The sequence below is a fragment of the Candidatus Odyssella thessalonicensis L13 genome, assembly GCF_000190415.1.
In the GTDB taxonomy this organism is placed as follows: domain Bacteria; phylum Pseudomonadota; class Alphaproteobacteria; order Paracaedibacterales; family Paracaedibacteraceae; genus Paracaedibacter; species Paracaedibacter thessalonicensis.
In genome coordinates this window covers 145,109-170,935 of the sequence record NZ_AEWF01000006.1, presented here as the reverse complement: position 1 = coordinate 170,935, position 25,827 = coordinate 145,109, and the positions used below count along the sequence as shown (strand labels likewise).

Annotated in this window: 23 protein-coding genes and 1 tRNA gene; 9 read left to right on the top strand and 15 right to left on the bottom strand. The window is 41.4% G+C overall.

Annotation, left to right across the window (positions count from 1 at the left end; genetic code table 11):
- From HMO_RS0110510 to HMO_RS16870, 3 genes are all read left to right on the top strand, one after another.
- Positions 1-1,364, top strand: a 1,364-nt coding sequence (locus HMO_RS0110510; RefSeq protein WP_010302607.1) for an HNH endonuclease, incomplete at its 5' end; no start/stop codon positions are given.
- Between the two features lie 12 nt (positions 1,365-1,376).
- Positions 1,377-1,859 (top strand): SMI1/KNR4 family protein, encoded by a 483-nt coding sequence (locus HMO_RS14735; protein WP_010302603.1) that lies wholly within the window; start codon positions 1,377-1,379, stop codon positions 1,857-1,859.
- Positions 1,860-1,956: 97 nt separating this feature from the next.
- Positions 1,957-2,289: a hypothetical protein gene (locus HMO_RS16870; protein WP_139016876.1), complete on the top strand. Its 333-nt coding sequence runs from the start codon at positions 1,957-1,959 to the stop codon at positions 2,287-2,289.
- 144 nt (positions 2,290-2,433) lie between these two features.
- Here the strand turns inward: HMO_RS16870 and HMO_RS0110495 are convergent, their stop codons facing one another.
- The 3 genes from HMO_RS0110495 to HMO_RS0110485 form a co-directional block, all read right to left on the bottom strand.
- Positions 2,434-2,709 (bottom strand): hypothetical protein, encoded by a 276-nt coding sequence (locus tag HMO_RS0110495; RefSeq protein ID WP_010302601.1) that lies wholly within the window; start codon positions 2,707-2,709, stop codon positions 2,434-2,436.
- Positions 2,710-2,925: 216 nt separating this feature from the next.
- On the bottom strand, positions 2,926-4,119 hold the full coding sequence (locus tag HMO_RS0110490) for a PAS domain-containing sensor histidine kinase (RefSeq protein WP_083821296.1): 1,194 nt from the start codon (positions 4,117-4,119) through the stop codon (positions 2,926-2,928).
- Positions 4,120-4,194: 75 nt separating this feature from the next.
- Positions 4,195-4,866, bottom strand: a complete 672-nt coding sequence (locus HMO_RS0110485; protein WP_010302596.1) for a tRNA-dependent cyclodipeptide synthase — start codon at positions 4,864-4,866, stop codon at positions 4,195-4,197.
- A 409-nt stretch (positions 4,867-5,275) separates the two neighbouring features.
- On the opposite strand from HMO_RS0110485, the gene HMO_RS0110480 reads away from it, so the two are divergent.
- Both HMO_RS0110480 and HMO_RS0110475 read left to right on the top strand, forming a co-directional pair.
- On the top strand, positions 5,276-5,527 hold the full coding sequence (locus tag HMO_RS0110480) for a hypothetical protein (protein ID WP_010302594.1): 252 nt from the start codon (positions 5,276-5,278) through the stop codon (positions 5,525-5,527).
- 146 nt (positions 5,528-5,673) lie between these two features.
- Positions 5,674-5,928 (top strand): HGGxSTG domain-containing protein, encoded by a 255-nt coding sequence (locus HMO_RS0110475; protein WP_010302591.1) that lies wholly within the window; start codon positions 5,674-5,676, stop codon positions 5,926-5,928.
- Here the strand turns inward: HMO_RS0110475 and HMO_RS15760 are convergent.
- From HMO_RS15760 to HMO_RS0110435, 7 genes are all read right to left on the bottom strand, one after another.
- Positions 5,925-6,416 carry a hypothetical protein gene (locus HMO_RS15760; RefSeq protein ID WP_010302589.1) on the bottom strand — a complete coding sequence of 164 codons (492 nt, stop codon included), beginning with the start codon at positions 6,414-6,416 and terminating at the stop codon, positions 5,925-5,927. The two genes, HMO_RS0110475 and HMO_RS15760, sit on opposite strands and share 4 nt — an antisense overlap.
- A complete protein-coding gene (locus HMO_RS0110465) occupies positions 6,403-6,846 on the bottom strand; it encodes a hypothetical protein (protein WP_010302587.1) in 444 nt (147 codons plus the stop codon). The genes HMO_RS15760 and HMO_RS0110465 overlap by 14 nt, the downstream gene beginning before the upstream one ends.
- On the bottom strand, positions 6,846-9,404 hold the full coding sequence (locus HMO_RS0110460; protein WP_010302584.1) for a DUF927 domain-containing protein: 2,559 nt from the start codon (positions 9,402-9,404) through the stop codon (positions 6,846-6,848). Before HMO_RS0110460 ends, HMO_RS0110465 begins: the two co-directional genes overlap by 1 nt.
- Before the next feature lie 149 nt (positions 9,405-9,553).
- Entirely contained in the window at positions 9,554-9,772 is a 219-nt protein-coding gene (locus HMO_RS14725) for a helix-turn-helix domain-containing protein (RefSeq protein ID WP_010302578.1), read from the bottom strand.
- 307 nt (positions 9,773-10,079) lie between these two features.
- Positions 10,080-11,132 (bottom strand): hypothetical protein, encoded by a 1,053-nt coding sequence (locus HMO_RS0110445; protein ID WP_010302574.1) that lies wholly within the window; start codon positions 11,130-11,132, stop codon positions 10,080-10,082.
- Positions 11,133-11,349: 217 nt separating this feature from the next.
- Positions 11,350-11,425: transfer RNA gene (locus tag HMO_RS0110440), tRNA-Thr, on the bottom strand.
- Between the two features lie 72 nt (positions 11,426-11,497).
- Positions 11,498-11,851: a hypothetical protein gene (locus HMO_RS0110435; protein ID WP_010302571.1), complete on the bottom strand. Its 354-nt coding sequence runs from the start codon at positions 11,849-11,851 to the stop codon at positions 11,498-11,500.
- Between the two features lie 215 nt (positions 11,852-12,066).
- Here HMO_RS0110435 and trxB point away from each other — a divergent pair, with 215 nt between their 5' ends.
- Positions 12,067-13,005 (top strand): thioredoxin-disulfide reductase, encoded by a 939-nt coding sequence (gene trxB, locus HMO_RS0110430; protein WP_033444712.1) that lies wholly within the window; start codon positions 12,067-12,069, stop codon positions 13,003-13,005.
- Positions 13,006-13,170: 165 nt separating this feature from the next.
- Here the strand turns inward: trxB and HMO_RS0110425 are convergent, their stop codons facing one another.
- The 4 genes from HMO_RS0110425 to HMO_RS0110410 form a co-directional block, all read right to left on the bottom strand.
- Positions 13,171-14,913 carry a hypothetical protein gene (locus HMO_RS0110425; RefSeq protein WP_010302565.1) on the bottom strand — a complete coding sequence of 581 codons (1,743 nt, stop codon included), beginning with the start codon at positions 14,911-14,913 and terminating at the stop codon, positions 13,171-13,173.
- Positions 14,914-14,930: 17 nt separating this feature from the next.
- The gene (locus tag HMO_RS0110420; protein ID WP_010302561.1) at positions 14,931-15,212 is read right to left on the bottom strand and encodes a hypothetical protein; all 282 of its coding nucleotides are present in this window, start codon (positions 15,210-15,212) and stop codon (positions 14,931-14,933) included.
- Positions 15,213-15,698: 486 nt separating this feature from the next.
- Complete coding sequence (lepA, locus tag HMO_RS0110415; RefSeq protein WP_010302555.1) at positions 15,699-17,492, bottom strand: translation elongation factor 4; 1,794 nt, start codon at positions 17,490-17,492, stop codon at positions 15,699-15,701.
- 291 nt (positions 17,493-17,783) lie between these two features.
- The gene (locus tag HMO_RS0110410) at positions 17,784-18,989 is read right to left on the bottom strand and encodes a hypothetical protein (RefSeq protein ID WP_010302553.1); all 1,206 of its coding nucleotides are present in this window, start codon (positions 18,987-18,989) and stop codon (positions 17,784-17,786) included.
- Between the two features lie 1,737 nt (positions 18,990-20,726).
- Here HMO_RS0110410 and HMO_RS14720 point away from each other — a divergent pair.
- Complete coding sequence (locus HMO_RS14720) at positions 20,727-21,785, top strand: SagB/ThcOx family dehydrogenase (RefSeq protein WP_010302543.1); 1,059 nt, start codon at positions 20,727-20,729, stop codon at positions 21,783-21,785.
- 729 nt (positions 21,786-22,514) lie between these two features.
- On the top strand, positions 22,515-23,516 hold the full coding sequence (locus HMO_RS0110390) for a S1 family serine peptidase (RefSeq protein ID WP_010302540.1): 1,002 nt from the start codon (positions 22,515-22,517) through the stop codon (positions 23,514-23,516).
- 191 nt (positions 23,517-23,707) lie between these two features.
- On the opposite strand, the gene HMO_RS17105 is transcribed toward HMO_RS0110390, so the two are convergent.
- Positions 23,708-24,844, bottom strand: coding sequence for a hypothetical protein (locus tag HMO_RS17105; RefSeq protein WP_029448885.1), 1,137 nt, complete (start codon positions 24,842-24,844; stop codon positions 23,708-23,710).
- Between the two features lie 263 nt (positions 24,845-25,107).
- Here HMO_RS17105 and HMO_RS0110380 point away from each other — a divergent pair, with 263 nt between their 5' ends.
- The gene (locus HMO_RS0110380) at positions 25,108-25,797 is read left to right on the top strand and encodes an outer membrane protein (RefSeq protein ID WP_010302535.1); all 690 of its coding nucleotides are present in this window, start codon (positions 25,108-25,110) and stop codon (positions 25,795-25,797) included.
- Positions 25,798-25,827: the final 30 nt, after the last annotated feature.

Below are 25,827 nucleotides of genomic sequence, written 5' to 3'. Positions count from 1 at the left end.
CCGCCCAAGAAGCCGCCATCAATGCCATGACCTTCAACACCACTCAAGTGTATGAAGGCCTCGCCACCCACCTTTCTGCTGCCACGGAAGATCCGTTCACGGAAGTTTTTGAGCAGAATGTTAAGGATAAAAGGGGCGAGCAAGGAAAACAAAATACTAATGATGAAGAGAGTGAGCAAACAAACCAAAATGCTGAGGACGAAGGGAGTCAGCAAGCAGAACAAAAACCCAGAAATTTTGGCGAATTCTTGGAGAAGCAAGTAGCTATAGCCCGAGAATGGCAGAAGGAACAACAGGCCATTAGAGATGCACAGCCCCATCGAGCAATCAGGGTTCTCCATGATATCAGGAATTATAGTCAAGGAGTTGATGACTTTAATGGGGTAGCAACCATCGGAATGGTTGCCGACTTGCATGAGGTAGTTGTAGACTTTCCTGCGCGCTCGAAGGATGCGTGCGATCTGGTGAAGCAGAAGTTTGCCGGCCAACCCTTAGATGAAGCAAAGGTGCAGGCTTTGACAGAGTACGCCATTAATACAGGAGCAGCGCTGAGCAGCTGTGTAGGTCCTATGGGCAAAGGCGGAGGGAAGGGAGGCAAAGCCAAAGGCCCAATGGCAAGCAATCAGAACCGCCAGACAAGATCCTCTCAAGGGAGCAAAGGCCCTCAAGCCTATAAGGCTGCTAACCGCAATGGACTATCGTCTCAAAGCCAACGCTCAGAGGCAGCTAACCGTCTGTATGAAGATATGAGAGCCGTTGCGAATGGCGGTAATACCCATACAGCTTTCTCAGACTTGGGGGCTAGAACTGTAGGCACAAAGTTTGGCGCGCCCGAACGCATGTCCGGCGAACAATGGATAAACAGAAGCACTCCTGCACCAAGTATGTCCTCAGGTTCGAGCGGAAGCAGTACCTCTACAAGAGTCGGGGCCGGTTCTATTTCTGCTAATTCTACTAGTGTGAATAGTACGGCTAAACAGGGGACTACTAAAGCATCTTCCACTCACCCTAGGGTTCGCCCTATTAATAATCGTAAACCAATTAATTCAGAGTATGCTGGTAAAGTGTATCCTCTTGAGAAATTACCTGAGAATCTCAGGCGTGAGTATCCTCATAGCGTTCCTTTTACAGGCACTGGACATCCAGATTTTTCACGGTATGCTATTAAAAAAGTCGAAATAAAAATTACGGGAGATCATGGTGCTGATTTTGCTCTAGCTGATAAAGCTGCAGGGATTAAGGTGCGTCCCGCAGGATACACATGGCACCATCATCATGATGGCAAAAGCATGTATCTGGTACCAAAGGATCTACATAAAGCTGTACGCCATACAGGGGGAGTAGCTGTAAATAAAAACACTTAAATGGAGAAATGAATGGAAATACTGAATACATTAGGTCCAATGGATCAGAGGTTATTGGAAGCATTGGAAGAAGTTTGGCGATGCAGCTTACCTAAACCTTATCGAGATTTTATTCTTAAGCATAATGGTGGCCTTCCGCAGCCTTGCCGTTTTTACTTTAAAGAATTAAAAGATAATGGTTCCTATGTAGACTTCCTATTTGGCATTAGAAGAGGATTTAATGAAAATCTTTTAATGAATATAGAGTTATACCGTGACAGAGTACCTAATAATATGATCCCTATTGGAGATGATCCAGGTGGTAATTTGATCTTGATATCATTGAAGGGTCCTGATAGAGGGAAAGTTTATTTCTGGGATCATGAGATGGAGGCGGATTCTGCGCAGGGTGAAGTGCCTGATTACTCTAATCTAACTTTAATTGCCGATAGCTTCGATGAGTTTATCAATAATCTCCGTAATGATGAAGAAGTGCCTGATAACGATGAATCATAATACTCCGTCTCTCTAATAATTAATAGCATAAAGCGGTATACTCTTCACCACTCTCTGAAGCCAATGCTCAGAGGCCGCTAACCGTCTATATAGTGACATGAGAGCTGTTGCGAATGGTGGTAGTACTCATAAGTCAGCTTTCTCAGATTTAGGAGCTAGAACTGCAGGCACAAAGTTTGGCGCGCCCGAGCGCATGTCTGGTGAACAGTGGATAAATAGAAGCACTCATGCACCGAGTATGTCAGCGAGCTCAAGTGGAAGCAGTACCTCTACAAGAGTCGGGGCCGGTTCTACATCAACTGATTCTTCGACAAGCACGAGTGCTGCTACAAGCTTTGGAAGTTGTAACCCTACAAGTGACAAGAGGGTGAATGGCCATAGAAGCAAGCTAGGGCGCACCCTAGACGGTAAAGTGTCAACACCGGTTTAAAAATGATACAGATTTGAAGAGATCACCGATTTAAAAATGATACAAGAGGGGTGGATTTGAAGGTAATTATTTATAGGCTATCCCATACTGTTACCTCCTCTTCTTTCAACCTTGAAGGTATAAGTCGAGCTTTCCTTTTGTCCTTCAGGCGCAACCTGGGGTGAATGTCTGCAGCAGACCGTGATGGAGAACATTCATAAGAGTTTGTCTGACCTTAGCCTTCCTAAAAAACACCGGCATCTTAACAATCAAGAAGCACAGTATGCTAGGTGCCGCGTCTTGTAGCCTTGTCGGTGCTTTATCTTTTTTCTTTTCACGGCCTATCACTTTTTCTATCGGCTGAGTTATCTCAACAGGTATAAGAGAAACCATCATTTCAATGTCAGAGGTTTGCGTATCTGTTATTTCAACGCCATGCATATTCCTCTCTAGATCCATGGATAAATGAATTTTACGTCAAGGTCTTTGAGGGCATGGTTTCCCGTATTTGCGCCCATTCTTCTGTGAGCTGCAAAAAAGAAGCTATCTCCAGACTTTTTTAAATTCTGATGATAATCCTACGCACAAATTCTGGGCTAAACCTATTAAGGGATGATTGTTAACTTGTTTACAGAAAATATGGAAAAATCACAAAACTTACGTGTTAATTTTGGGAAAAGTTAGAGTAAATTCGATATAGTCTCCCTCTTGAGATTGGCAAGTGATAGTTCCACCAAAGCTCTCCATTGTTAATTTACAAAAAGCCAATCCAACACCTGTTCCCTGTTCTTTTGTAGTTATGTATCCATCAAAAATATGATCAACGATATGTGGTGGGGCACCCCCTGCGGTATCACGAAAACGAATAATATTTGTTTCAGATTGCTCTTCTGAATATATTAATATTTTTCCTTTGTTATTTTTATGGATTTGGTAGAGAGAATTGCTTAGGAGGTTGAAGATGATTCTCATGAAAAGTAATGGGTTTCCCATCAAGTCAAAATAATAACGTCTATCCCATTCAATTAAGTCTTTTTCACCAGGTTGAAAGGGGTAAGAGTCTATGGCATTTTGAATCATTTTGTAGCTTTTACATTCGACAAGATCGTCTTCTTTCAAATTTTCAGAAGTGCTACGCTTTATGGCTTTCAAGTTATCGTCAATAAACGAATGCATCCAAGCTATCTGATCGTCTATTTCTTGCGGAAGATTTAAAATGTCTTCTATTGCAGCTATTTCCTTGCGGCTGAGTTCTCTTTCTGAGGTTAAGCCTGCCTTTTTGGCTAAATGATAATATTCCACTAAAATAGGAAGAGAGTTTTTCAGACTATAACTAATCGAATCTAGGCAGAATAAAGGAGTACGTAAATCATGAGTAATGCTCCCGGCTAACACCATTAATAATCGTTTCGCTGTTGCTTCAATTTCTCTTTTAGCTTCTAATGCAAGTTTTTCTCTTTCTTCGGCTTGTGTGCGTGCAGTAATATCAAGAGAAGTTCCTACAATGCCAATAACTTTGCCAGTGTCATCGTGAAAAGGGGCTTTGATACTGAGCATCGTGAGTTCAGTGCCGTTGTGGAGAGTTGCGTGTTCTAACACTTCTTCTGCAATACCGGTTTGCATAATTCTTTTATCGGTCGCTCTGATATTATTAGCATCCTTTTTCCAAGGGAGCTCGTAATCCGTTTTCCCTATAATATGTTCAGGAGAATCAAACCCTGCCATTTTAGCTTGGAATTCGTTGCATCCTAAATAAAATCCATTGCTATCCTTTAAGTATATACTTCCAGGGAGAAGTTTTAGGACCTCATTAAGATGAACTAGGATTTCTTTCATTGTTAGGCTTTTCATAGAACTTTTCGGTTGATAATAAGGTTAGGGATGGTTCTCAATTCTACATTATTCCTATAGATAATTAAGATTTCATTAAAAATACATCTGTTTGATAAGAATTTTCTGGTTAGGAGAAATTAAGCCATAGTTGTAACACACGTTCCGCCAGAACAGTGGTAAGTCTTTATAGACGAACACAGATGAATTAATTCCTAAAATATAGGGAGTATTAAACCATATAGGAATTTCTTGTAAGAGATAATTAACAGCTAAATATGCAGATTCATCAGTTACTTCTGCAATTTTTTGTGAAAGAATGGATTTTGAGGCGTTTAGACAATCACTCCTGAAGGAAGTATTATTTTTGAAGAGGTTTAAATATTCTTTATAAAGTTCAAGATATCTTTCATTTTGATACAAATGACTTATAAACACTATTTTCTTTTGAGCTTCTTCTTTTGTAAGTCCTATGTTGGTTAGACACCTAACAATCTTATTTTGTAAATGTTGATCTTGTTTCTTTGTCTTTTTGATAGCATCCCCCTCGGTATAGCCTATGGCCATTAAGTTATATTTTGAAGCACTGTCCATCGTAAAAATGTCAAAATCCTTAAAATTATTAGAAGCCCAACGAATTAAATTTTCTATATTTTGAGTTGAAAAATACCCATTAAAAGGGCTAATGCCAATTAGTGCATGTTCGTTTGAATCAACAAGATGATTGTATTCAAAGTCTTGAGGGTCAATTTTTTGTTGAGGAATCATTTTTAATCATTTCTATTTTTTTGTTTTTTATATCGCAGCTTGAAAAGCCATTATTATTGCTCGTTATTAGATTTTTTGAAATGGATCGAGGATGCTTTTAATTAATGCTATACCCATTCTTGACTCTGCTCGTCAATAACTGTAGTTGAAAAAATCAACTTTAGATTGAAAGTAAAAATACTAAAAAGTTTGATGATTAGGAGATTTCATGCCTCTTGAGGACCTGTTGCAAAAAATACAAGACTTTTCCATTCTCTATATAGGCTTGGTGTGTACGTTTCCACTGTTTTCGGACAATATCCAAAAAATCTATATAAATTAATAAGTTATGTGATTATTTTTATACCTAATAAATTTAACTAAACCCTTAGATTTCTAATGCTTAGAGGGAATAATCAGATAATCTCATGTGGGCCTAAATGTAGCAGCGCGCACTTATAAAGCCGCCAACGCGACCGTCCATGGTAAAGCAGATAAGGATCTGAAGAATGCGGCCTGCGCTGCCTTTGCCGCTGGAAGAGACGTCGATATTGCGATCCGCTCAGCCACCAATGCCGTCAATGCCGTAGAAAATAATTTCTTGACCAGCACGAGCCCCGGCGATCTTTTTGCTGAGGTGTTAAAGAAAAATCTTCAGGTCCTCTGCCTTCTATGTTTCTAAATCATTTATGACAATTTAGCACCGATGTAATATATACGCCTATTTGGTATGCTTTTGATTGTGAACTATTTATATTTCCTATTTCATCGATATCTCATAGACGCTTAAAATTCTTGAGATAACCCCATGCACCCAGAGGAGGGTATATGTTGTTGCAATGGCAAATAGCCTTGATGAAGGCTCAAGAGACTCCCCGATGCGGAGCAAAGACCCGAGCTGAGATATCCTGCCAATCTCCAGCGATGAAGAATGGCAGATGTCGAATGCATGGTGGTAAATCTCCTGGAGCGCCAACTGGCCATCGTCATGGAATGTATAAGCATGGGCGCTATACAAGAAATAATCTCGATACTCTTGCTGTAATTAAGCAACAACTCGAGAAAGTATATTCGGTGCTTTAGGAGGATGGTTGAGTAATATTACCCACAATGGCTTGACCACCATCATTGACTTGGACATGCTGAACGGTAATTTTTTGTTCCGATTGTCCCTGATTTCGATGCTTATGCAACCCCTCAACCAAAGTGGCATAAGTTCTCATAAACTTGTTGGCATAATTAAAGTAATCCTTCTGCTGCTCAAGACTTAAAGAAGCTGTGTTAGCGAGACAGTACATAGATGTATTGTGAGCAGCAATCAGTTGAGTAAGAAGCATGGCTTCAATCTCATCTTGGGGATTAAAAGCTTCCATCACATCCAGGGCGGCATCTACTGCTACATCCAGGTCTTTTTGATTATGCTGGAGGGGGCTTGTGGCATAGACAATCTGAGAGACCAGATTCTCTCGAAAGGTATCGAACCTTGTCCCTAACATTCTATTATTTTGGCCCTTTGGTTGAAGCAGAATGTTAGTATTATCCTCCTGTGCCATTACATTAATTTGTGTCATGAGTATTCTCCGTAGGTAAATAATTGATAAGCCGATAAAACTCTGTTAGCAATTGCGAATGGTATATCTTTAGAAAAATGAGCACTGTTTCTGCTGAAGCTAAATATTCTGCTTGGCTTCGGGTTTGATAGCTATCATACTCAAGGATAGAGGCTCTTTCTTCAAAGAAATAACGTAGATCGTTATTTTCAGGGGTTACGAGGTGTACTTGGTTTTCCATGGCTCCTTCCCTTGCTTTCAGCGGAACACTTTGAAAAATAGCAGGTGTTCTAGAGTGTTCTATGGAACACCAGGAACACATAGCATTGTTTATAGGTGTTCTTATGCCATCATCCTTGAAGTCCGCAGTATTCCTAAGTTCTTGGGTCTGAGAACACCTAGGAACACCTAAAACACCAGGTTTTAATATATCTGAAAAATATGATTTCATTATTTAACCTCACAGAATATTTGAGGGGCTAAATGTATCATTCTCTTCTTGCCTTTTGGAAGGCTGATGGGCTTTGTATACTTTCCTGTGCCATCCTTTAAGAGGAATCCCTGCTCGGCTAACGCGTGTTTAACAAATCTGGGGTTTAATCCTTTACAAACTTCTGCATCGAAGACCTTGGGAAAAATAAAGAACTCATATTCGTTCTCCCAAGTCAGGCGTTTATATCCTGCTTGATGAGTTATCCTCTGTTCATCGATGTAACCATCTTGCAATATAGCAAACCGGCTTGATTGATTAGCCTCAATAAAAGTTTTAACTTGGGTGATGGCTTCTTCTGTTTCATAGTTACCCAACCCCCCTCTACTCTCAATCCAAGCATTAAAGCACACTCTGATAGCCTCTAGGGCGGTGCCACCCTCGTAGGGAAGAACGCCTAAATCTATGGCTAGCTCGCCGGCAGCAGCAACAATAACGAAGCGTTCGGCAACACGCTTGATCTGGCCATCGGCGTCTGGAGAAATGTTACGGGCAAAAAAGTCTAACCTAACTTTTTCAATCGTTTGAGGTAGTGCTTGTTTTATGGTTGGCAAGACTTCCAGAAAGGGCCGAATTGCTGTGCCATAATATTGACCTGTTTTATCCTTTAGATGTTGAGCTAAACCTCTTCCGTCCTGGAATTCATGAATCGTGTCAAAAAGGCGATGGCCTGTTCCCGCATCGGCTGGAATATCAACCATACGGATCAGCATGCCCGCCTGGAACCTTTTGGCAGCTTCTTTGAGTTTATCGGCAATGGAGATTTCTCCTGTGCTTAAAAACAGCGTTTTCCATTCAAATTTCCGACGGAGGCCACCTTTGGCCTTTAATCGGCTTTTGCCCGACCCATTGGCGAGCATATAAGCAATCTCCCCAGCTTCTTTGCCATCGACTTGGCCTAACTCATCAAGGCATAGCAAGGTATTATTGTGGGCTTCTGCGATGGCTTCTAGAGCATTACCTGTAGCTTTCCATTGTTGAATATATTTAGGGCTACCCCACACTGAGGCTGCAACAGATAAGGCTGTGCTCTTGCCAATAGAACTGGATCCAATGAAATTGAATCCACCGCTTTCACTCCCTACAAGAGAGAGCAAGGGAGCTGCAAAAGCGCAGCATAAAGCAAAGATAAGACGGCTATTGCCTTGGCATGGGATAGCTATATGCTCTTGCCATTGTCCTAAAGTTCCCCCCATCCGATAACCGATAAAATTGCTGTTGTCGCTTTGCAGGTAAATGCCATCCGTTGCGGGGATTGCCCCATCCGGCAGGATAAAGTGATCTCCATGCCAACCTATATGTGAGGTACATAGGGCGCGCTTGTCTGTTTTGAAGCTTTGCAGATAATCTGTTAGCTTAGATCTTAATCGTCGAATGGTGGTAATCCTTAAACCGGCAGCAAGTAATAGACAGTAAAGATCAATGCAGTCTCCACTTAAAAATTTCATAGGCAAAGCGTGAGTATGAACGTGATTGTCTAAGTCAGAGAATCTGACTAATCGCCCCCAGTTTTCACTGTTTTCATCTCTAGTATAAGCGAGTATTTCTAGGGGAGAACAAACCCAGTCTTCTTCATAGTATAACCCGTCTTTCTTTAAGAGAAATCCTGAGGGCATCGGCAGTCTCTTTTCTTTGGGAGTTTGAAAAAGCTGATTCTTGACCTCTTCAAGACCACATAAAACATGTAAGTCATTAAAGTCCGTTGGCTTTGTTGCGACATACTCATCTGAGAATTTTGGTAAAATAACCTGACAACCATATTTTTGTGCTGCTTCTTCGGCTTTATCTCTTCCGACATTAACCTCTTTCCACTGGTCATTATCCGCAGCTATGGTAAGTGCTATAGTTGGATACTTGCTCCTAATGCTATCAATAACTGGGGTCAAGTTCCCCGCGTCAAAGGCTATGATGGTGGTTATCCCAGTTGCTTGATAAATACTGGCACCAGTCGCATATCCTTCGCAAACGTAGATGCTCGGACTGGACTGTATATCTCCAATTGAATGAAAGCAGCCTTGCTTCTTTCCACCAGATTGAAAGCGTTTAGTGCCATCGGCTATCACTGTTTGAAGGCTCCATAGCTTGCCATCGATATCTTTAAGAGGAATAACTAAGTTATTCTGATCAAAACGCACGTTAAATGGTTGCGCCTGCTTTTTTGACAGGTATAGAGATGTACCCGTATCACTTAGCCTTTGCCATTGTTCTAAAACTTTCTGTGCCGTCTCTTCGTAACTGGCAGTCTTTTCTGCATAGTATTTTTGACGAGCGACCAGAATCTGCTTGTTAAGTTTATCCTTATCTTTGTCAGAAAGCCTGGCATTATGTGGAGTCCAAGTTTCATTTAATCCAGATGACCAATCGCCAAAAACGCCCCCACCATTATCAAAACAGATATACCAACAATCTTTGTCTCCTTTGCCATGGTTAGCAAAGCGCCTCAGTACCCCATCCTCAATAATTTCGATCGGACAGACAAGATTATATGAACGCATAGCGTCGTAAAATTTATTGTCCATCACAAGCCTCCTTTTCGTATTGGTCAATACGATAGGGTAGATCAGATTGTGCGAACACTTTTGGGTATATCTTACCTATTTTGATTAAAGTTTCTTGTTCGTCCTCAAGTGATTCGTCAGTTTTTAAATCATAGAATAGTACTGAGCCTTTATTTGACATCATAACCTCCCTCTGGGTTTGGAAGGTTGGTTATCCTACTCTCAATAAAGTTTTCGAGATCTGACAAACGATATTTTACCAGCCGTCCTATTTTGACCATGGGTAATTGATAACGCTTTGTACATGCCCATACAGCTAGTGTTGACTCTGTCGTCCCAAGATATTTTGCGGCTTCTTTGCGCGTTAAAAGCTCAGACTTTTTATTCATCATTCCTCCTAATATTAAACGCAGTCAAAATTCCTAAAATTTGAGAAAATTTGGTGCTATAGGAGAAGTATGGAAAAGAACTCAGCTTAAAGTATAGATATTGATACAGTTCGATACCTACGGAACTGTTTCGTAGCTATTATTTTTTTTGAATTGTGGTATTATATTCCTCTTAACCATTTTTTGATTAAGTCAGAGAGAGTGCTTGGCTCTAATCCATATTGTTCCTTAATATCTCTTTCCTTGGTAAGTTGGTCTGCTCTTTCACGAGCATATTTAGCTTTAGATTTAACTTTGGCTTTGTTATTTATGTAATCTTTTTTATTTCGTCTCTAAGTTGGTTTGATCTTCTTGCTTCTGCTATTTGACGAGCATATATGCTGGAATTTTGTATTGTGTAGCCTTCAGGAATCTCTTGATAGTTAGTTATATCTGTTTGGTGCCTTTCACTTTGAGATATAATATCAAGCTTCCCCTTAAGAGCTTTTCGTACTTCAATTCCTAAGATTTCTTCCTCATAAATATTAGCGCTTGATTTAAGGAAATCAACTTTCTCACTTTCTATCATAACCGTTATATCGTCAGGATGAATAATCTCTCTGCTACCTCCTTTTAGGGCATAGGTCATTTCAAGCCTCCCCTCCTTGAAATGGTTAATAAATTTATTCAGCACTCTCTTTAGAACACAGTTATAATATGTGATTAAGGTATTTTCCTTCTGCCTTTTTCTTATTTTATATTCATCTTCATTCTCTTGTTTTTCCTTTTCTTTGATAGGTAAGAAGTTAAAATTCCTGTCGGCTGTATCTCTGTATTCTGGGATGCGAATATAAGCGTTTCTTAGATCTGTAAAGTCCTGGATACAAGATAAATAATACAGAGCATCATACAAGGAGTATTGTTGTGCTTCCTTAGATGAATCCCAAGAAATAGGATATCCTTCCCATGGGGCGCCCCAAAAATATACTATCCCCCCAAGTCTTTCTAACTCTGGTGTTCCATCTTTCCATCTAAGTATGCTGAAAAGTACTTCTTTAGGGATAAATACATGGGAAGAAATGATGTTCAGTGACTTGATATCTGTTATCAACTTCTCTCTTTCTTCATTGCCTAGTTCATCATTCCACCAATAATTAAACGAAGTATTCTTTTGGGTACGGAACACAAATCCTGAAAGAGAAACAGTATCCACATGCTCATAAAAAGCTTGTTGTAAAATACTTTTAAAAATAAACTGTTTAACCTGATCTGGATTAACGCATTTTTCATTTGCCCAAGCGCTAGCAATTTCTATAATTGACGCTTCACCCTTACTTTGAAAGTCGAATGATTCTGATTGAATAACTTGATCCTGCAACATGTACTCTCCATGTGAATTATTAATTAAGCTTAAAATTTCTGAGGAAGTGGTTACGGCGGAAGTTTTGTAAGAAGTGCGGTTGCAAAACGACTAAAGGAATAAAAAAACAAGTAAAAAGTAACTTTAAAACGCAGTATGGATTTCTCCGAAGGTAGCACCAAGGTAGCACCGAGATTCTTGAAGTTAAGTTAGGAAGTCTTGAAACCCGCGGAAACTATGGTGCCGGTTGTCGGACTTGAACCAACGACCTACTGATTACAAATCAGTTGCTCTACCAGCTGAGCTAAACCGGCTAATAAGGTAATTTTATTTCTAACAGAACTACTGTAGGTATTGCAACAGAAAATCTTTGCAGCAGTAAAAGTTTATTTTCCAGCTTCCTCATCCAAGCGGACACTATAATCCTGTTCCTTTTCTGTTTCTTCAAAGTTAGTTAAGGCCTCAGTTAATAATGTATAAAGCGGTACCTGAGCCATCACAGGCAGAGCCTTTGAACGGCTTGAGCGCAGCTGCTGTCGCAATTCTTTATAATCGACAGCTGTAGTAGTGGGGTGTGATAGAGCATCAAGCCAGCAATTAACCGCGCTAAAGTGGATAGCCTGGCGTTGATTTTGATCGGTTTGGCTGCCATCTGCTAGCGTAAGGTGTGGCGTGTTGACGAGGTCCTGACTTATGGCTAGGCTTATTAAGCTGCTCAATAGAAAGAAATAGCTCTGCATTCGTGCTGTTGTTAAAAGGCTTTTGAGATTAGACTAACACCAGCAGCATTAATTTTCAATTTGTGGGAGGTATTAACGCTGCTCTCTTCAGTCTGAGCGACGGGCGAGCCACCATGAAAGTAGATAAAATAGAAGTGATAAATCTTATAATTTTCTAGCCGATTGAAATGAGAGTAGTTAATATAGGCGCATATACTTTATTTTTAGAGGTCTTGATGACAAAAACAACGAAAGTCCTGATCATTGGATCAGGCCCAGCTGGATATACAGCAGCAATTTATGCGGCTCGCGCTAATTTGCAGCCTATCCAAGCGCTAGGCATTCAACCGGGCGGACAATTAACAATTACCACTGATGTTGAAAACTTTCCCGGTTTTGCTGATGTTATTCAGGGGCCATGGTTGATGGAGCAGATGCGACTGCAAGCTCAGCATGTCGGTACTGAGATGATTGAAGATATGATCGACTCTGTGGATTTTTCTAAGCGTCCTTTTGTGTGTAAAACTGATTCCGGCCAGGTCATTGAAGCCGAAACTGTGATCATTTCTACGGGCGCCCAGGCCCGCTGGCTTGGCCTCGAGAGCGAGCAAAAATTTCGGGGCTTTGGGGTGTCCGCCTGTGCAACCTGTGATGGCTTTTTCTATAAAGGTAAAAAAGTTATGGTCGTAGGCGGTGGTAACTCTGCCGTGGAAGAAGCTATGTATCTGACGAATTTTGCCAGCGAAGTGATCTTAGTCCACCGCCGTGATAGCTTGCGCGCTGAGAAAATTGCTCAAGACCGCTTATTTGCTAACCCAAAAATTAGGGTTATCTGGGACTCGGTGGTGGAAGAAATTGCGGGTGAAGAAAATCCATTATCTGTAACGGGGGTCAAGCTTCGTAATCTTAAAACAGATCAGGTTAATGAGCTCGCGGTTGATGGCGTATTCGTAGCCATCGGTCATACGCCGATGAGTGAAATCTTCAAAGGACAAGTTGAGTTGGATGAGGAAGGGTATATCAAGGTTACCCCAGGCAGTACTGCAACTAATATCCCTGGGGTTTTTGCCGCAGGGGATGTGGCTGATAAAGTTTTCCGGCAAGCAGTAACAGCTGCAGGTCTAGGATGCATGGCTGCTCTTGAAGCTGAGAGATTCCTAACCCATCAGGTTTAAGCGTGAATAGTTAAGCTGAGGCTTATTAAGGATCCAGGAGAGTAACCGGAGTGTCCGAGGAATTATCCAGGACATCCTTTACCCCTAGCAGGTTTCTCTTTTTTATCTTTGATGCACAGACGTCCTAACCTATTCCTCTATTTGATGAAGCCTACCTTTGTACTCTTATAAGGGGAGATCGGGCAGGGCTGGTTCAGTCATAGTAAAGGCAGACGCTGTTGTCACTTCAGATGCCTCAAGGCGTCGCCTTTTCGATGGGCTCGGCGAAAGCTCTTCTGCTGGCTTAGCAAGGCTGGCCTCAGTTTGAGGTAAACCACTGTTTCCTTCCATGAGAGCCATATTGTTATATAGGTGGCCGTGAGAAGAGTAAATGCATCCTTCAGCAAGAATTTCATCTTCCAAAACTTCCTCATAATTCCTCTTGAAGGAGCTAGCACCAGCGTGAGAACTATCTGGAATCTGGAAATCGCCAGCGGCTGTTTCCATCCTTTTAGAAGAAGCTCCGATAGCGTTCGCGATATCTTCTTCTCTTTGGGCTTTATGTGCGCTTGCCTTCGTTTCCTGCTCCTGTGCAGATGCTTTAGACTCCTCATACTGTAGGCTTGAGTCTTCACCTTCTGGAACAAGTTCAATCTCTTCCTGATCTGATGCGTTCTCATCTTGGCCGTTAGACAAGTCCAGCATTCCTGCTATTTCTTCAGAGACTTCCTCAAGCATGACGTCAACACTCGCTTGAATCCTTTCGGGGGCCTGCTCGCTAAGAGGAGCATGCTGTTGAATCTCATTCATGACGATTGCATAGGCTTCAAGGGCACTATCCATGGCGTCGACGATGTCATCAATATCTTCTATGGTGAACTTTTCTCCCACCAATTTGTACTCTTTGAGATGTTGGTCAAACTGAAACTGAAATAAATACTTAAAATAGCCAATAGCTTGCTCTAGATTCTCAAGAGTTGGTCGAATGTTTCGTTCTTTTAAATGGTGATGGGCAAATCCGACAACATCTTCTAATTTATAGAGTAAGGAGATCACTTCTTGTAAGGTTGGTTTAGAATCAAGCTGTTCTACAACGCTTCCGACAAAAGGAATCAAGCTTTCTAAGACCGTTATTAATCCTAAAGTCGGTATTTGGTCGCACGAGTCAGCTTTGGAATAGGCTGAATAGCTCTTTAAAATGCTTTCCGCAAATCTAAATAGATCTTGCCACTTAGATAACTGTGACGCAGCCAGGCTGTCTTCCAGATTTTCGCCCTCATAAACTGTCCTGTGTAAGTGACGCATAAAATTAACAAGCTGATCTTGCTTATCCATTTCAATAAGGCGAGCTGTTTTAAAGGTAGGGGAGGTGAAAGGGATCTCCTTAAGAGTAGGATGCACAATCTTATAAGAGAGTCGATTGATTTTCCGGTTTAAGAGCACCATATCCCGAAGTTCCGCGTTGCGAGCTATCGACGTTAGCTTCTTCCTTTCCTCCGTAGAGGTGTCAAGCGAAAACGTAAGATGTTTACCCTCTGTCTTGTGTGTATCCAGGGGTTCGCTGCTGCTTTGTGAATCCGCGTGAGGCTGCATTAACTGTTGTGCCTCTAAAGTTCTAATAGTTTGAGGTAAGTTTTTTAAGAAGGCTTGCAGTTGCGGTGTATGGGGGGAGGGATTGTCAAATCTGTTCTTAATATAAGGATGCCTGAAGGTGGTATTTTTTTGCCATAAAGCTTCAAAAGTACGTAAACTTTGTAGACACAAATCAATCAATATAGAACGTGAAGGATGGTTCTGGCGAAAACCATGGCACAATAATAGGCCTAACGGTTGATAGAAATTAGCATAACTCTCAAAGCAAATCCCAGGATTGAGCGGATCGACGGGTCTGTGATTGTCCGTCTGGAACTTTTTAGACCATTTGAGCATTTCATAAAATCTTGCTTCTAAATAGAGAGAGGGGCAGACGCTAATTTTTTTACGCGTGTTGGATGAATGGATTGAGACCGTCGGTAGGCATTCAATTTGTCACAGAAACTCTCAGCCGATCGGGCGCCATAAAATGTATATGTTTGCTCATCAACCATTGGCTGCTCTAAATAGGCGACTGTCATCCCGGGGGCCCTATTTTGAGCCGGGGTCTCGAGGGGTGGGGGAGGGGTAATATTATCATTCGCAGTTAAGGTAGATAATAACGCTGAAGTAAAAATATAGTTAATTTTTCTCATTATGAATTTTTTATATTAAATTTGATGTCCTGTTATTTAGATGTTAATTGAGGCTGAATATTTCAACAAAAATTTGCCCGTGACAGCATTAATTTCAATAAATAGCTAGTTTTTTCTACAATAAATAATGGTAAAAGCTGCTGTATAATTACTTCTGGAGGTATTCCCCCTTAAACTTTAAGGAGACTGAAAAGGCATTATAAAACGATTTTACGGTTAGGCCGTCTTTTTAAAGAGCAGTACGCGTGCTGCTTTTATTTGCTGTGGGCGAGTTTCTATAAAGAAGGCGAGGACAAAGGAGGTAAAGTAAGCATGATTATGGCGTCAAAATTCTCTAAGAGCGGCATTATGATCTTTAGCATCGTACTCAGAGGTGAAGGGGAATTGCTGTCAGTCTATCCAGATAAATTATAAATTGCTAGCTAATAGGGTAAAAGTACAGCTTAAGAGTTGTGCTCTTAAGCTGCCAGGAGTAAGCATTATAGCTTAATTGTCATTCATTTTTAAGGCAGCAATAAAGGCGCTTTGCGGGATTTCCACATTGCCGTACTGTCGCATTTTCTTCTTACCTTCTTTTTGTTTGTCTAACAACTTGCGTTTGCGCGAAATATCACCACCATAACACTTAGCTGTGACATCTTTGCGAAGAGCAGAAACAGTTTCCCGAGCAATCACTTTGCCACCGATGGCAGCTTGGATGGCTATCTTAAACAGCTGTCGCGGAATCAAATCTTTAAGCCGTTCACAAATCATGCGTCCGCGCGCTTCTGCTCGCCCGCGATGGACAAGCATCGACAAGGCATCTACAGGTTCACTGTTAACAAGGATGGCAACTTTAGCGATATCACTTTCCTCATACGAGTCTAAGGTGTAATCAAAGGAAGCATAGCCGCGGCTAATCGATTTGAGACGATCATAGAAGTCGAAAACGACCTCATTTAAAGGAAGCTTATAGACAGCCATGGCGCGGTTGCCAGCATAAGTGAGGTCAACTTGAATGCCTCTGCGCTCATTACATAAGGTTAACACAGCACCTAGATAATCATCAGGTACTAGAATTGTTGCTTTGATCCAGGGTTCTTCAATGCGATCTATTTTAACTATATCAGGATAATCGGCTGGATTATGGAGTTCAATCTGGGTGCCATTAGTCATATATATTTTATAGACAACACTAGGGGCTGTTGTGATTAAATCGAGGTCAAATTCGCGTTCTAAACGCTCCTGGATAATCTCGAGATGCAGTAATCCTAGAAAACCACAGCGGAATCCATAGCCGAGCGCCGCTGAACTTTCGGCTTCATAATGGAAACTCGCGTCATTTAGTTGTAACTTAGCTAGGCTGTCACGTAACCTTTCAAAATCTGCTGCATCCACAGGGAATAGACCACAGAAAACCACCGGTACAGAGGGTTTAAAGCCAGGTAAAGGTGCCGCTGCTTGCCGGCGCTCGTCAGTGATAGTATCGCCAACTTTACAATCAGCCACCGCTTTAATGCTGGCAGTAATAAACCCAACTTCACCCGGCAGCAATCGATCAATCAACACTTGTTTAGGCGTAAAATAGCCAACCCGGTCCACCTCATAAGTGGCCCCTGTCGACATCATGCGGATCTTCATTCCTTTATTAAGGATGCCATTTTTTACTCGTACCAGAATCATTACACCCAAGTAAGCGTCATACCAGCTGTCGATTAGCATGGCTTGAAGCGGGGCTGATTGGTCACCTGTCGGTGGTGGTAAGCGGTGAACAATGGCTTCTAAAACGTCTTCTATACCTAGCCGAGATTTTGCTGAGGCTAGAATAGCATCAGAGGCATCTAAACCGATAACATCTTCAATCTGCTGCTTTACCCGCTCAGGGTCAGCAGCAGGTAAATCTATTTTGTTCAGTACTGGAATAATTTCATGATTATTATCAATTGCTTGATACACATTAGCTAGGGTTTGCGCTTCCACCCCTTGGCTGGCGTCAACAATAAGAAGAGACCCCTCGCAGGCAGCCAGAGAGCGACTAACCTCGTAAGCAAAGTCGACGTGACCGGGTGTGTCCATTAAGTTTAATTGATAAGTTTCCCCATCCTTGGCTTTGTAATTAAGGCGCACTGTTTGAGCTTTGATAGTAATGCCGCGTTCCCGCTCAATATCCATTGAATCTAAAAGCTGATCTTTCATTTCGCGGGATTCGATGGCGCCACAATGTTCAATTAAACGATCTGCCATGGTTGATTTGCCATGATCAATGTGAGCAATAATAGCAAAGTTACGAATGTTTTTCATTAATCTTACTGTAAACAAATTGATTTCTTTCATTTTTAAATGAACCCTCAAGGAAACGCAATCATAGAATAAATTGCCTGCTGGTTTGACTTATAAAATTAGCAGGTAATGCTTTAGCTTCAATAGCAGAGAAAAAGCTTTATGCTGATTTGTTGAGCGCATTATAGAAAATCTCTAAGGCTTACCACTCTTTCATCTCCTAGAACTTAAGTGGGGAATTAAAGCTGAGCAAAAACAATAGCGCTCAGGCTATTGTGTTGAATGCTGCTCAAGCTAACTGTAAGCGGGAATTCAGTCATTTAGGGAGGTTGAATGGTCAAGCTTAACCTTCTCAGTTCGGATAAAGTGACAATTCTGCGGCTTCCAGATACGTCCTGGTAAAAATTTAAATTTTTCCGCTATGATCACTGCCCCTTTGGCAGCAGCAAAATCATCAGCAAGGGTAAATTCTTTGACTTTAATAAGGGCAGGGCCATCCAGAAGAGTAGTTTTATTGATAACATAGCTACTGCTAATAACTTCCAGATCGCCCTGGTTATATACGAGAGAGCCTATAAATCTTGTTGGCCCGTAAAAAGCTTCAGATTGATATGCTTTTCCATTAATGGATACTTTGCTATCACTGGATGGTTTTTCATGGGTTTCTTTCAGCTTGTGTAGCGCTTCAATAATGGCTAGCTGTTCTTGATTTTGAGTGTTGCAGCTTGCAATTTGGACCGTATCGGCAGTTAGGAAAAGCGGAGTATAAGCTTTCTTAATGTTCAGATAGATTTGAATCTGATCCATGTAGGGTTGGACCAGGCGCTGTCCGGCCAGCTCAGACTCACACCGTAATAAACTTTCGAGCGAGATAAAATAAGGCAAAGCTTGAGAGGGCGAGAACAGATTAATACTCCCTGCTTTCAAATAAAGAAATTTTAAAAAGTTATAGGCTTGTGCGGGCTGATCAGATGCAATAATTTGATCGACAGCAGCTTGGAAATATTTGTCAATTTCTGAATTTTTATTCTTGAAACCTATGATAGGGTTATAGATACGGCATAAGAACTTACGACCCTGTTCATCTGCTAGCAAGTCTGAAATGGTTTGCAGATGCGTAAGGTCAGGGGCTGTGTTGATAAGCATCCCGTTAATCCCTTTTTGCTGATGGGGTACCGTTTTAAGCTGTTCCGTAACATATTCCAAAGATACGGGATCGCCATATATAGGCGACAGTTGATAAGAGCCCAGCTGTAATTCTGGAGGGAGGGAATAGGCTTCAAAGGCGGTCGGGTTTGGCTTAAGGAGGGTTGGGGAAGGGTAAGGACGATGCTTTTCGGCAAAGTAAACGGTTGTCGGATCAATAAGGTTGTCATTTGCCATGCGGGCGAGATTGCGTTGCGACGGCGCAAACCTATGATTAACAGCTCTTTGGAACCATAAAGCAGATGTTTTATAATCATTGGCATTATAAAAAATTGATCCCAGATTGTGCATGACTTTAAGATGGTTGTGCATAGCAGCTTCATAAAAGTACGCCTTAGCCCATTCCTACGCCATCCATGATCCTTAGGCATACCCCCCCCAGCTTTACCATCACGGTAGGCAAGGCCTACATGATAAAACTCCTCTGTGCTTTTCCCTTCTTGACGTTCCTTGCAACAGGCCTCTCTCATCTGTCTGCGGGTCTGTTCGGCATCAGGGGAAGATAATATTTTATTGGCATCAGAGTGAAAGGATTCAAGAGCTTTAACAGCAATTAAAGGAGATACGCTGCTTAGCAAAAAGGGTAATAAGAATACTCTCATCTTAAACCTAATGGCATTTCTAAAATTAAACAATAAATATAAGGTTATGCTAGAAACTCCTCGTGCTCAAGCAGGAGGGTAATGTGTGCTATTGGCTTGAGTTTTATTGCTATACTGTGGCGTAGAACAAGCTAAAATGCAGATAAATTGAAATTTATTTTATATAAACTTAAGTAAAATTTAAATGAATATAGTAATTAAATATGGTGTATAAAATATTTATATAGATTTTTTATTGAATTATTTTTATGTTTATTGCAAAAAAATCTAAAAAGGTGTTTTTAGAGCTTGTAAATTTGTTAATAAAGTATTACAACCTCGGTTATATTGTTGTTCTTTCGATGCCAGCCTCTGTGGTTTTTGAAATCACAGAGGCTTTATCTTAGTTAACGGTGAGCCTTAATCTTCGTAGAGCAATTAAAAAATTAACATCTTCAGCATCTCTGGCGAACGCAGCGGCTTCAAAACATTGTGATGAGCATTTCTTCAGATCAGTAACTTACACTGCTGCAATCTATTTGGCCGCCATAAGCATACAGTATCCTTTCAAAGAGCATAGAGGGGTTGTTGGCAGGATTAATGCAAGTACGCTGTCACCATTATTAAAAAATAAAGATGCAGACTTTCAAAGGGTATTTATTTGATAAAAGGTGATTCTTACTCATCCAAGCTAATCGTGTAGGAATAAATAGAAAGGCAAGCTTACATTTATTAAAATTCCCGCAAAAGCTAAATGAACCAAGAGGAACCACAACCCTTTGCGCTTTTATCTTCCTCAATTGGGAGCTATTCTAAAGGAAGACTCAGTAAGTGTGGGTTCGGGAAAGGACTGGTTAGTAAATTAGCCCTGTTCAGGAATAATTTTTTTAGGGCTAATAGTTCTCCATTGTCATCCGTCTGTACTAAATGATTAGCCGATTTTAAATATGGCTGAGAGGTAAAATTTAGAAGAAATATACTCTCCTTACGGCTGGGACATAAGAGTTTCAAGCCTATCCGCTTTGTCGAATATATGTAGCTCCATTAATTTAAGTTCCTTATTTGACAGGAGGAGCGCTATCTCGCCTTTAATTTCTTCTTGAAAACGACGCTCTCCATAAAATTAAAGGGGCGGGTAATGTTATTCCGAGGCTAATATAGATGAGAATCAATGGTGTAGCAGAGGTTTTAGGGGCCTTATATTTAACAGAGGGATAAAATTTTAAGGGAGCAAGAAAATATTGTCCCTTCTTAACTTTGTTGAGAGGCACGGATATAGCCTTCAATTACTGCAAGTATTTTCTTTAAGAAGGGGAGCAGAGATAACAAAATTAATATCAATCTTTTCCATAATTATGGCTTTGTTTAAGATAAATTTCCTTTTCAAAGTGAGGGAATAGGGGTAGGGTAAAGGTCAGCTTATTAAGAATAATAAATAAAGCCGTAGGGTACTTAAAAGGATAGCCTTATGTATATCAACCCCAATCTCTTTTTCCTGATTAAAGATGGTCAATTTGTGGTATGGAATTATCTTCATCATACTCAATTTACTTTAGCTCCTGAATATATGGAGCGATTGCGGCTTTGGGCTGAAGGAAAAGCTGAGAGCTTATTACTCATTGATGCAGAGTTAGAACAGGCACAATTAATTGCTAAAACCCCTTTTTTGCAAAGGGAATGGGGATGGGATGAACTCTCAAAGATCTTTCATATTGGCACCAAAGACATTGCAGAACATTTAATTGGGATGAGTCGAGACGACTGGATTGAAAACTACTTAGCTTATTGTAACTCAATTAGTACGCATCCGCCCACTTTTCATATCCGCAAAGAAGGGGCACCTATAGTGTCATTGCCGGAGCCTGATCTTTCTCTATTGGAACAAGAAAGATTTTATTCGGTGATTAAAAGACGGAAAACCAACCGCTCCTTTAAGGGGGAAAAGATTTCTTTAGAAACTCTGAGCGCACTTTTATTTGTAAGCTTAGGGCCCCTTCACGAGAAATGGTCGGACTTAGAAGAAAATGATTTGCAGGTTATGGGGCGGCGTAAATCTTTTCCCTCAGCGGGTGGCCTGCATCCGGAGGAAGCTTATTTGATTGCTTTTCGCATCGAAGGCTTAACGCCAGGCATCTATCATTACGATTCATTTGACCATCATTTAACTTTAATTGAAGAAAAACTTGCAGAAGAGGAATTGATCCCGCTTCTATATGGTCAGTATTTTGCTGAAGGCTTAGCAGCCGGCATTTTCCTAACCTCACGTTTCGAAAAGGCGTGGTGGAAATATCCTCACTCACGCGGTTACCGCATGGCATTAATCGATATCGGTCACGCCTCTCAATCCATCGTATTGACAGCAACGGCCTTAGGGCTGGATACGTGGATGACAGGAGCATTTAGTGATTCTGGCGTAGAGAAATTCTTGTCTTTGACGAGTAGTACTGAACAACCGCTCTTCTTTGTTGGGATTGGCCAGGGGGATAATAGTACTCTCGACCCGCATATGCTCTCACAGCTATCTTGATAACCCTTTTGTAGAATTAATAAATTCCACTGCCCCTTAATGTTACAGTAAGTATTTTACTGTTTAAAAGAGTGACTGTCTTACAGGAGATTATTATAAACGTTCTGCAAGTTTTTAACACTGAGCTTAAATTATTAGCAAAGGGTTAATATCCACAGCAGGAGCCATGCGTTAAGTTTTATTCTGAAGTTATTAAAAGAGTTATCCACAGGTTCTGTTGAAAACCGATTCAGTTTCAGTTTGGCTTAACTTATGGAAAATTAATATTTTTTAATAGAGGGCTATCTTCTTAATAGAAACGCAAGGTTTACTTTTGCTATGATTTTGAGAAGAGAGCTTTCTCTTCTCTATTACCCCAATCGGAGGCGCGTCACATTTGCAATATTCTTTTAATTCATTGTTTCCGCTATTAAAATTTGCCCGTTGCGTGTTTTTTCCAATTTATTGTCTATACTGGCAAGCAGATGTTTTGCTTAAACAAGGCTAGGGAATCCGTTTCTAGAATTGATGAAGCTCTGTACAGTTAACCCCTAAAAAAATTGCTCTGTAGTAAAAAGATTTAATCTAAGTTAAAAGGAAGCATAATTATAAGAGGATCTGTACGAATTAATTCGGCTTGCTTACTCGTCTATTGACAGAAAAGAAGATTATCGATGATATAATACTCAAGGGTATTTCCATCTTTGTAACAACTAAAACATTAATAATAAGTATTTAAATGAGGATTACATGCTAAAAGCCCAAATCATTAAAATTATTTTTGCCATAAATTTAGTCTCTTTTGGAGCATACGCCGGATTAGTGGATGATAGTGAAAAACATTCTTTTCCTCGAGGGGGTACGACCGTTGAAGCAACAGCTTATGATCAAGCGATATGGCTGGGAGAAACAGCCAGCTACGCTCAAGCCGTAGGTGTGGTAGAAATTGAAAAAGAAAATGGAAAACCTTTTTGCTCTGTCGGGACAGCGATTGCGCCAAACTTGGTGCTGACGACAGCTCATACCATAAAGGATTTTTATTCAGGTGTTTTTATTTTTAATTTTAAGTCTTATAATATAAAGGAAATAGCCTTACGTCCGAGTCAGCTTACCTTAAAACATAAGCCGATAGACTGTTATGACATAGCAATTCTACATTTAGAGTCATCTCTCCCGCTGGAAAATTTTCCCCTTCTGTGCGCTCAATCTGATGCTCAACTTTTCCCCCCAGAAGAAAATCCTGAGAAATGTTTTATAGACGGGTGGTGTGTCTCTGGCGAGTTCACCTTAAGGTCAAATTATGATTCTCATCCAAAGGAATACAAGCGTCATGTAACTTACGCAAAACTACATATATCTCCTCCTAACGATCCTTATCGTTATTATTCTTCCAAATATAAGACAGCTAAGAATCTCCCCCAAATCCCCATTCCAGGAACTGATTTTCCTTTGCTTCCAGCCTATGAAGTAGACAAAGATGCTCATTTTCTTTTGGCACCGTTAGGTCCAGGCGACAGTGGCTCACCTTTCTTTATTGAGCAAAGTGCGGGGCAGTATAAGCTGGCAGCTATATGCTCTCAAGGAATATTGATGAACAGCTTGGACTTAGAAAATAGAATTTTCTGGCCAAATGAAGAATTTTGTACTGCCTTCACTACTATTAATTATCATCTGAATTGGCTGCGAAAAATATTAAAAAAGTACAATGCTCAAGCTTATCAACCCGAGTTATTCGCTTTGAAGCAGGCTTAAATTGTAAAGCATAATATTCTCTCGCATTGCTTTTGCTTTAAGATGAGCAATAAACGGGGACCTTTGAGGCGTGCTTTAAACTTCTTTCCTCTCCTCTATAATTAGAAATCCCCTGACCTTTGAAAAGGCCAAGGGATCTTGAGGAGCTTAAGGGTAGGGCTAACGCCCAAGCATCCAATTAATCATGCTCTCTAGCTACGATAGTCGTCTGGGTTTACATCATCCCAGTTAGTATCGTCAGCCTCCTCCTCGCCGACGTCGCCTGTGCCCACAATGGCAGGTCGTCGATTATTCATGGCATCTGCTATGGCGCCTCTAAGGCTCCCAGGTGCCTCATAACCTGGATTTACTCGTGCTCCTGGTGCACCTACTTCAGGGGCTCGTCGTGCTCCATGGGCTCCGGCTACTACCAGCGCACCTGCTGGTGGTGGGGGTGGAGGAAGGATGATGGCTCCTCCGGGTGCACCTGCTCCTGCTGGCGGTGGTGGCAGTGGTATTGCTCCTCCGAATGCGTCTGCTCCTGCTGGCGGTGGTGGCAGTGGTATTGCTCCTCCGAATGCGTCTGCTTCTAGCTCAGCACCGGGAGGTGGGGGCGGAAGAGGGCGGTCCATGTCAGGGTTAGGCTCTATCATTCCAGCAATAAAGGGGCGCGGGGCATGACCATAACCACCACCAGGTGCAGGTGCGTCAATAGCCAAGCGATGACCTGCATGCTGCCCTGGATTTTGCTGTTGACCACCAAATGGTACCATGGCGCCGCCTTGGTGTTGGCGTTGCTGAGCGCTTGCTGGTGCTCCAATTCCTAGAGGTGCTCCTGCAGCTGCTCCTCCTCTAGGTGCGGGTGCTCCAATTCCTAAGGGTGCTCCTGCAGCTGCTCCCCCTCTTGGTGCAGGTGCTCCAATTCCTAGGGGGGCTCCTGCGGCTGCTCCTCCTCTAGGTGCGGCTACTGCTGCTCCACCAGCTGCTGGTGCCATTGCGCCTGCTCCTGCGCCTCCTGGTACCATTGCGCCTGCTCCTGCACCTCCTGGTACCATCGCACCGGCGGCTGGTGCTGCTGGAAGAGGATTGCCAGTAGCTCTATCTAAACGTCCGGCAGCAGCGATCATCACTTTCTGAGCTTCAGTTAAGGCGCCGAGCTTATGACAGTTTCTAAAGATTTCTGCTGCTGAATTAATTCGTGCTGGTGAATTAGCATCTGAATTTCCATGCATGCCTTGCCATCTTCTAAATTCCTGAGAACATCTTGGTCCATTCCATTGTGCCGCCTCTGCGCTTGAGCTAGCTACAAGTAGTAGTGCAGCTGCTGACATTAGTAATCTGTTTGTCATTTAAAACTTCCATGATTTAAAGGTTACCCAATTTAAAGTGTAGAGTAGAAAGCTTAAAATTTAGTTAACTAAAGCCATCTCTTAAGATTTTTTTATAGACGGAGACAGGGATGCCAAAAAGACACATATTGAAACATATTTAAATAAAAATAACATAAAATTGTTGATTTAGGGTAACTGCTACATGAGGATTAAAGAGGATGGTTCCTTTGTCTGAAGTAAGTTTTCAGGAAGGAAATTCTTAATATTATAGGGAAATTGATATGAAGAAAATTATTTTAGCGACAGCTTTATTGGGATTCGTGTCAGGTGCACAAGCTGCACGCGGGCAGATATATGTTGGTCCATTTATTGGTTCAAATAATATGGATGCTAAGTTTGATGCTTATAATAAACCTGCTGATCAAAAGCACAACCTCAAAACTGGTAGCAGAGATTTTATGGGGGGATTGGTAGTAGGTTATGCTTACCCATGCAACAACCTGTTGATGGGATTTGAAATTCTCGGTAATTTGAATACTCTTAGCAAGAAAATTGTTAGTGAGAAACTGGTTGCTGTAAATGAGTCATTTAAGTTTGAACATAAAGCATCCTATGGTTTCGCAGCTCGTTTTGGGTATCGTACGACCGTTGACGCAGTTCTTTATGCGCGTTTGGGCGGAGAGTGGTCACATTATAAGCTTTCTTATAGCGGTACAGATACTGTTGCCAACGCAACTCTAAGAGTATCGAAAACTAAGACTCTATTTACATTTGTTCCAGGTGTTGGTATTGAAATGCCTGTCGGCGGCAAGTGGAAAGCCCGTCTAGAAGCCAAATATAGTCTTCCTCAGAAAGTCAAGATGACTATTGGTAATAGTGTACCAGGATCATTTGCTTATGAGAATAGCTCACCGCGTATGCGCGTCGGCCACACAGCTGTAGTAATGGGTGTCACCTATAATTTTGGCTAAAGCTAATTTAGCTCTATCCATGTGCTAGGT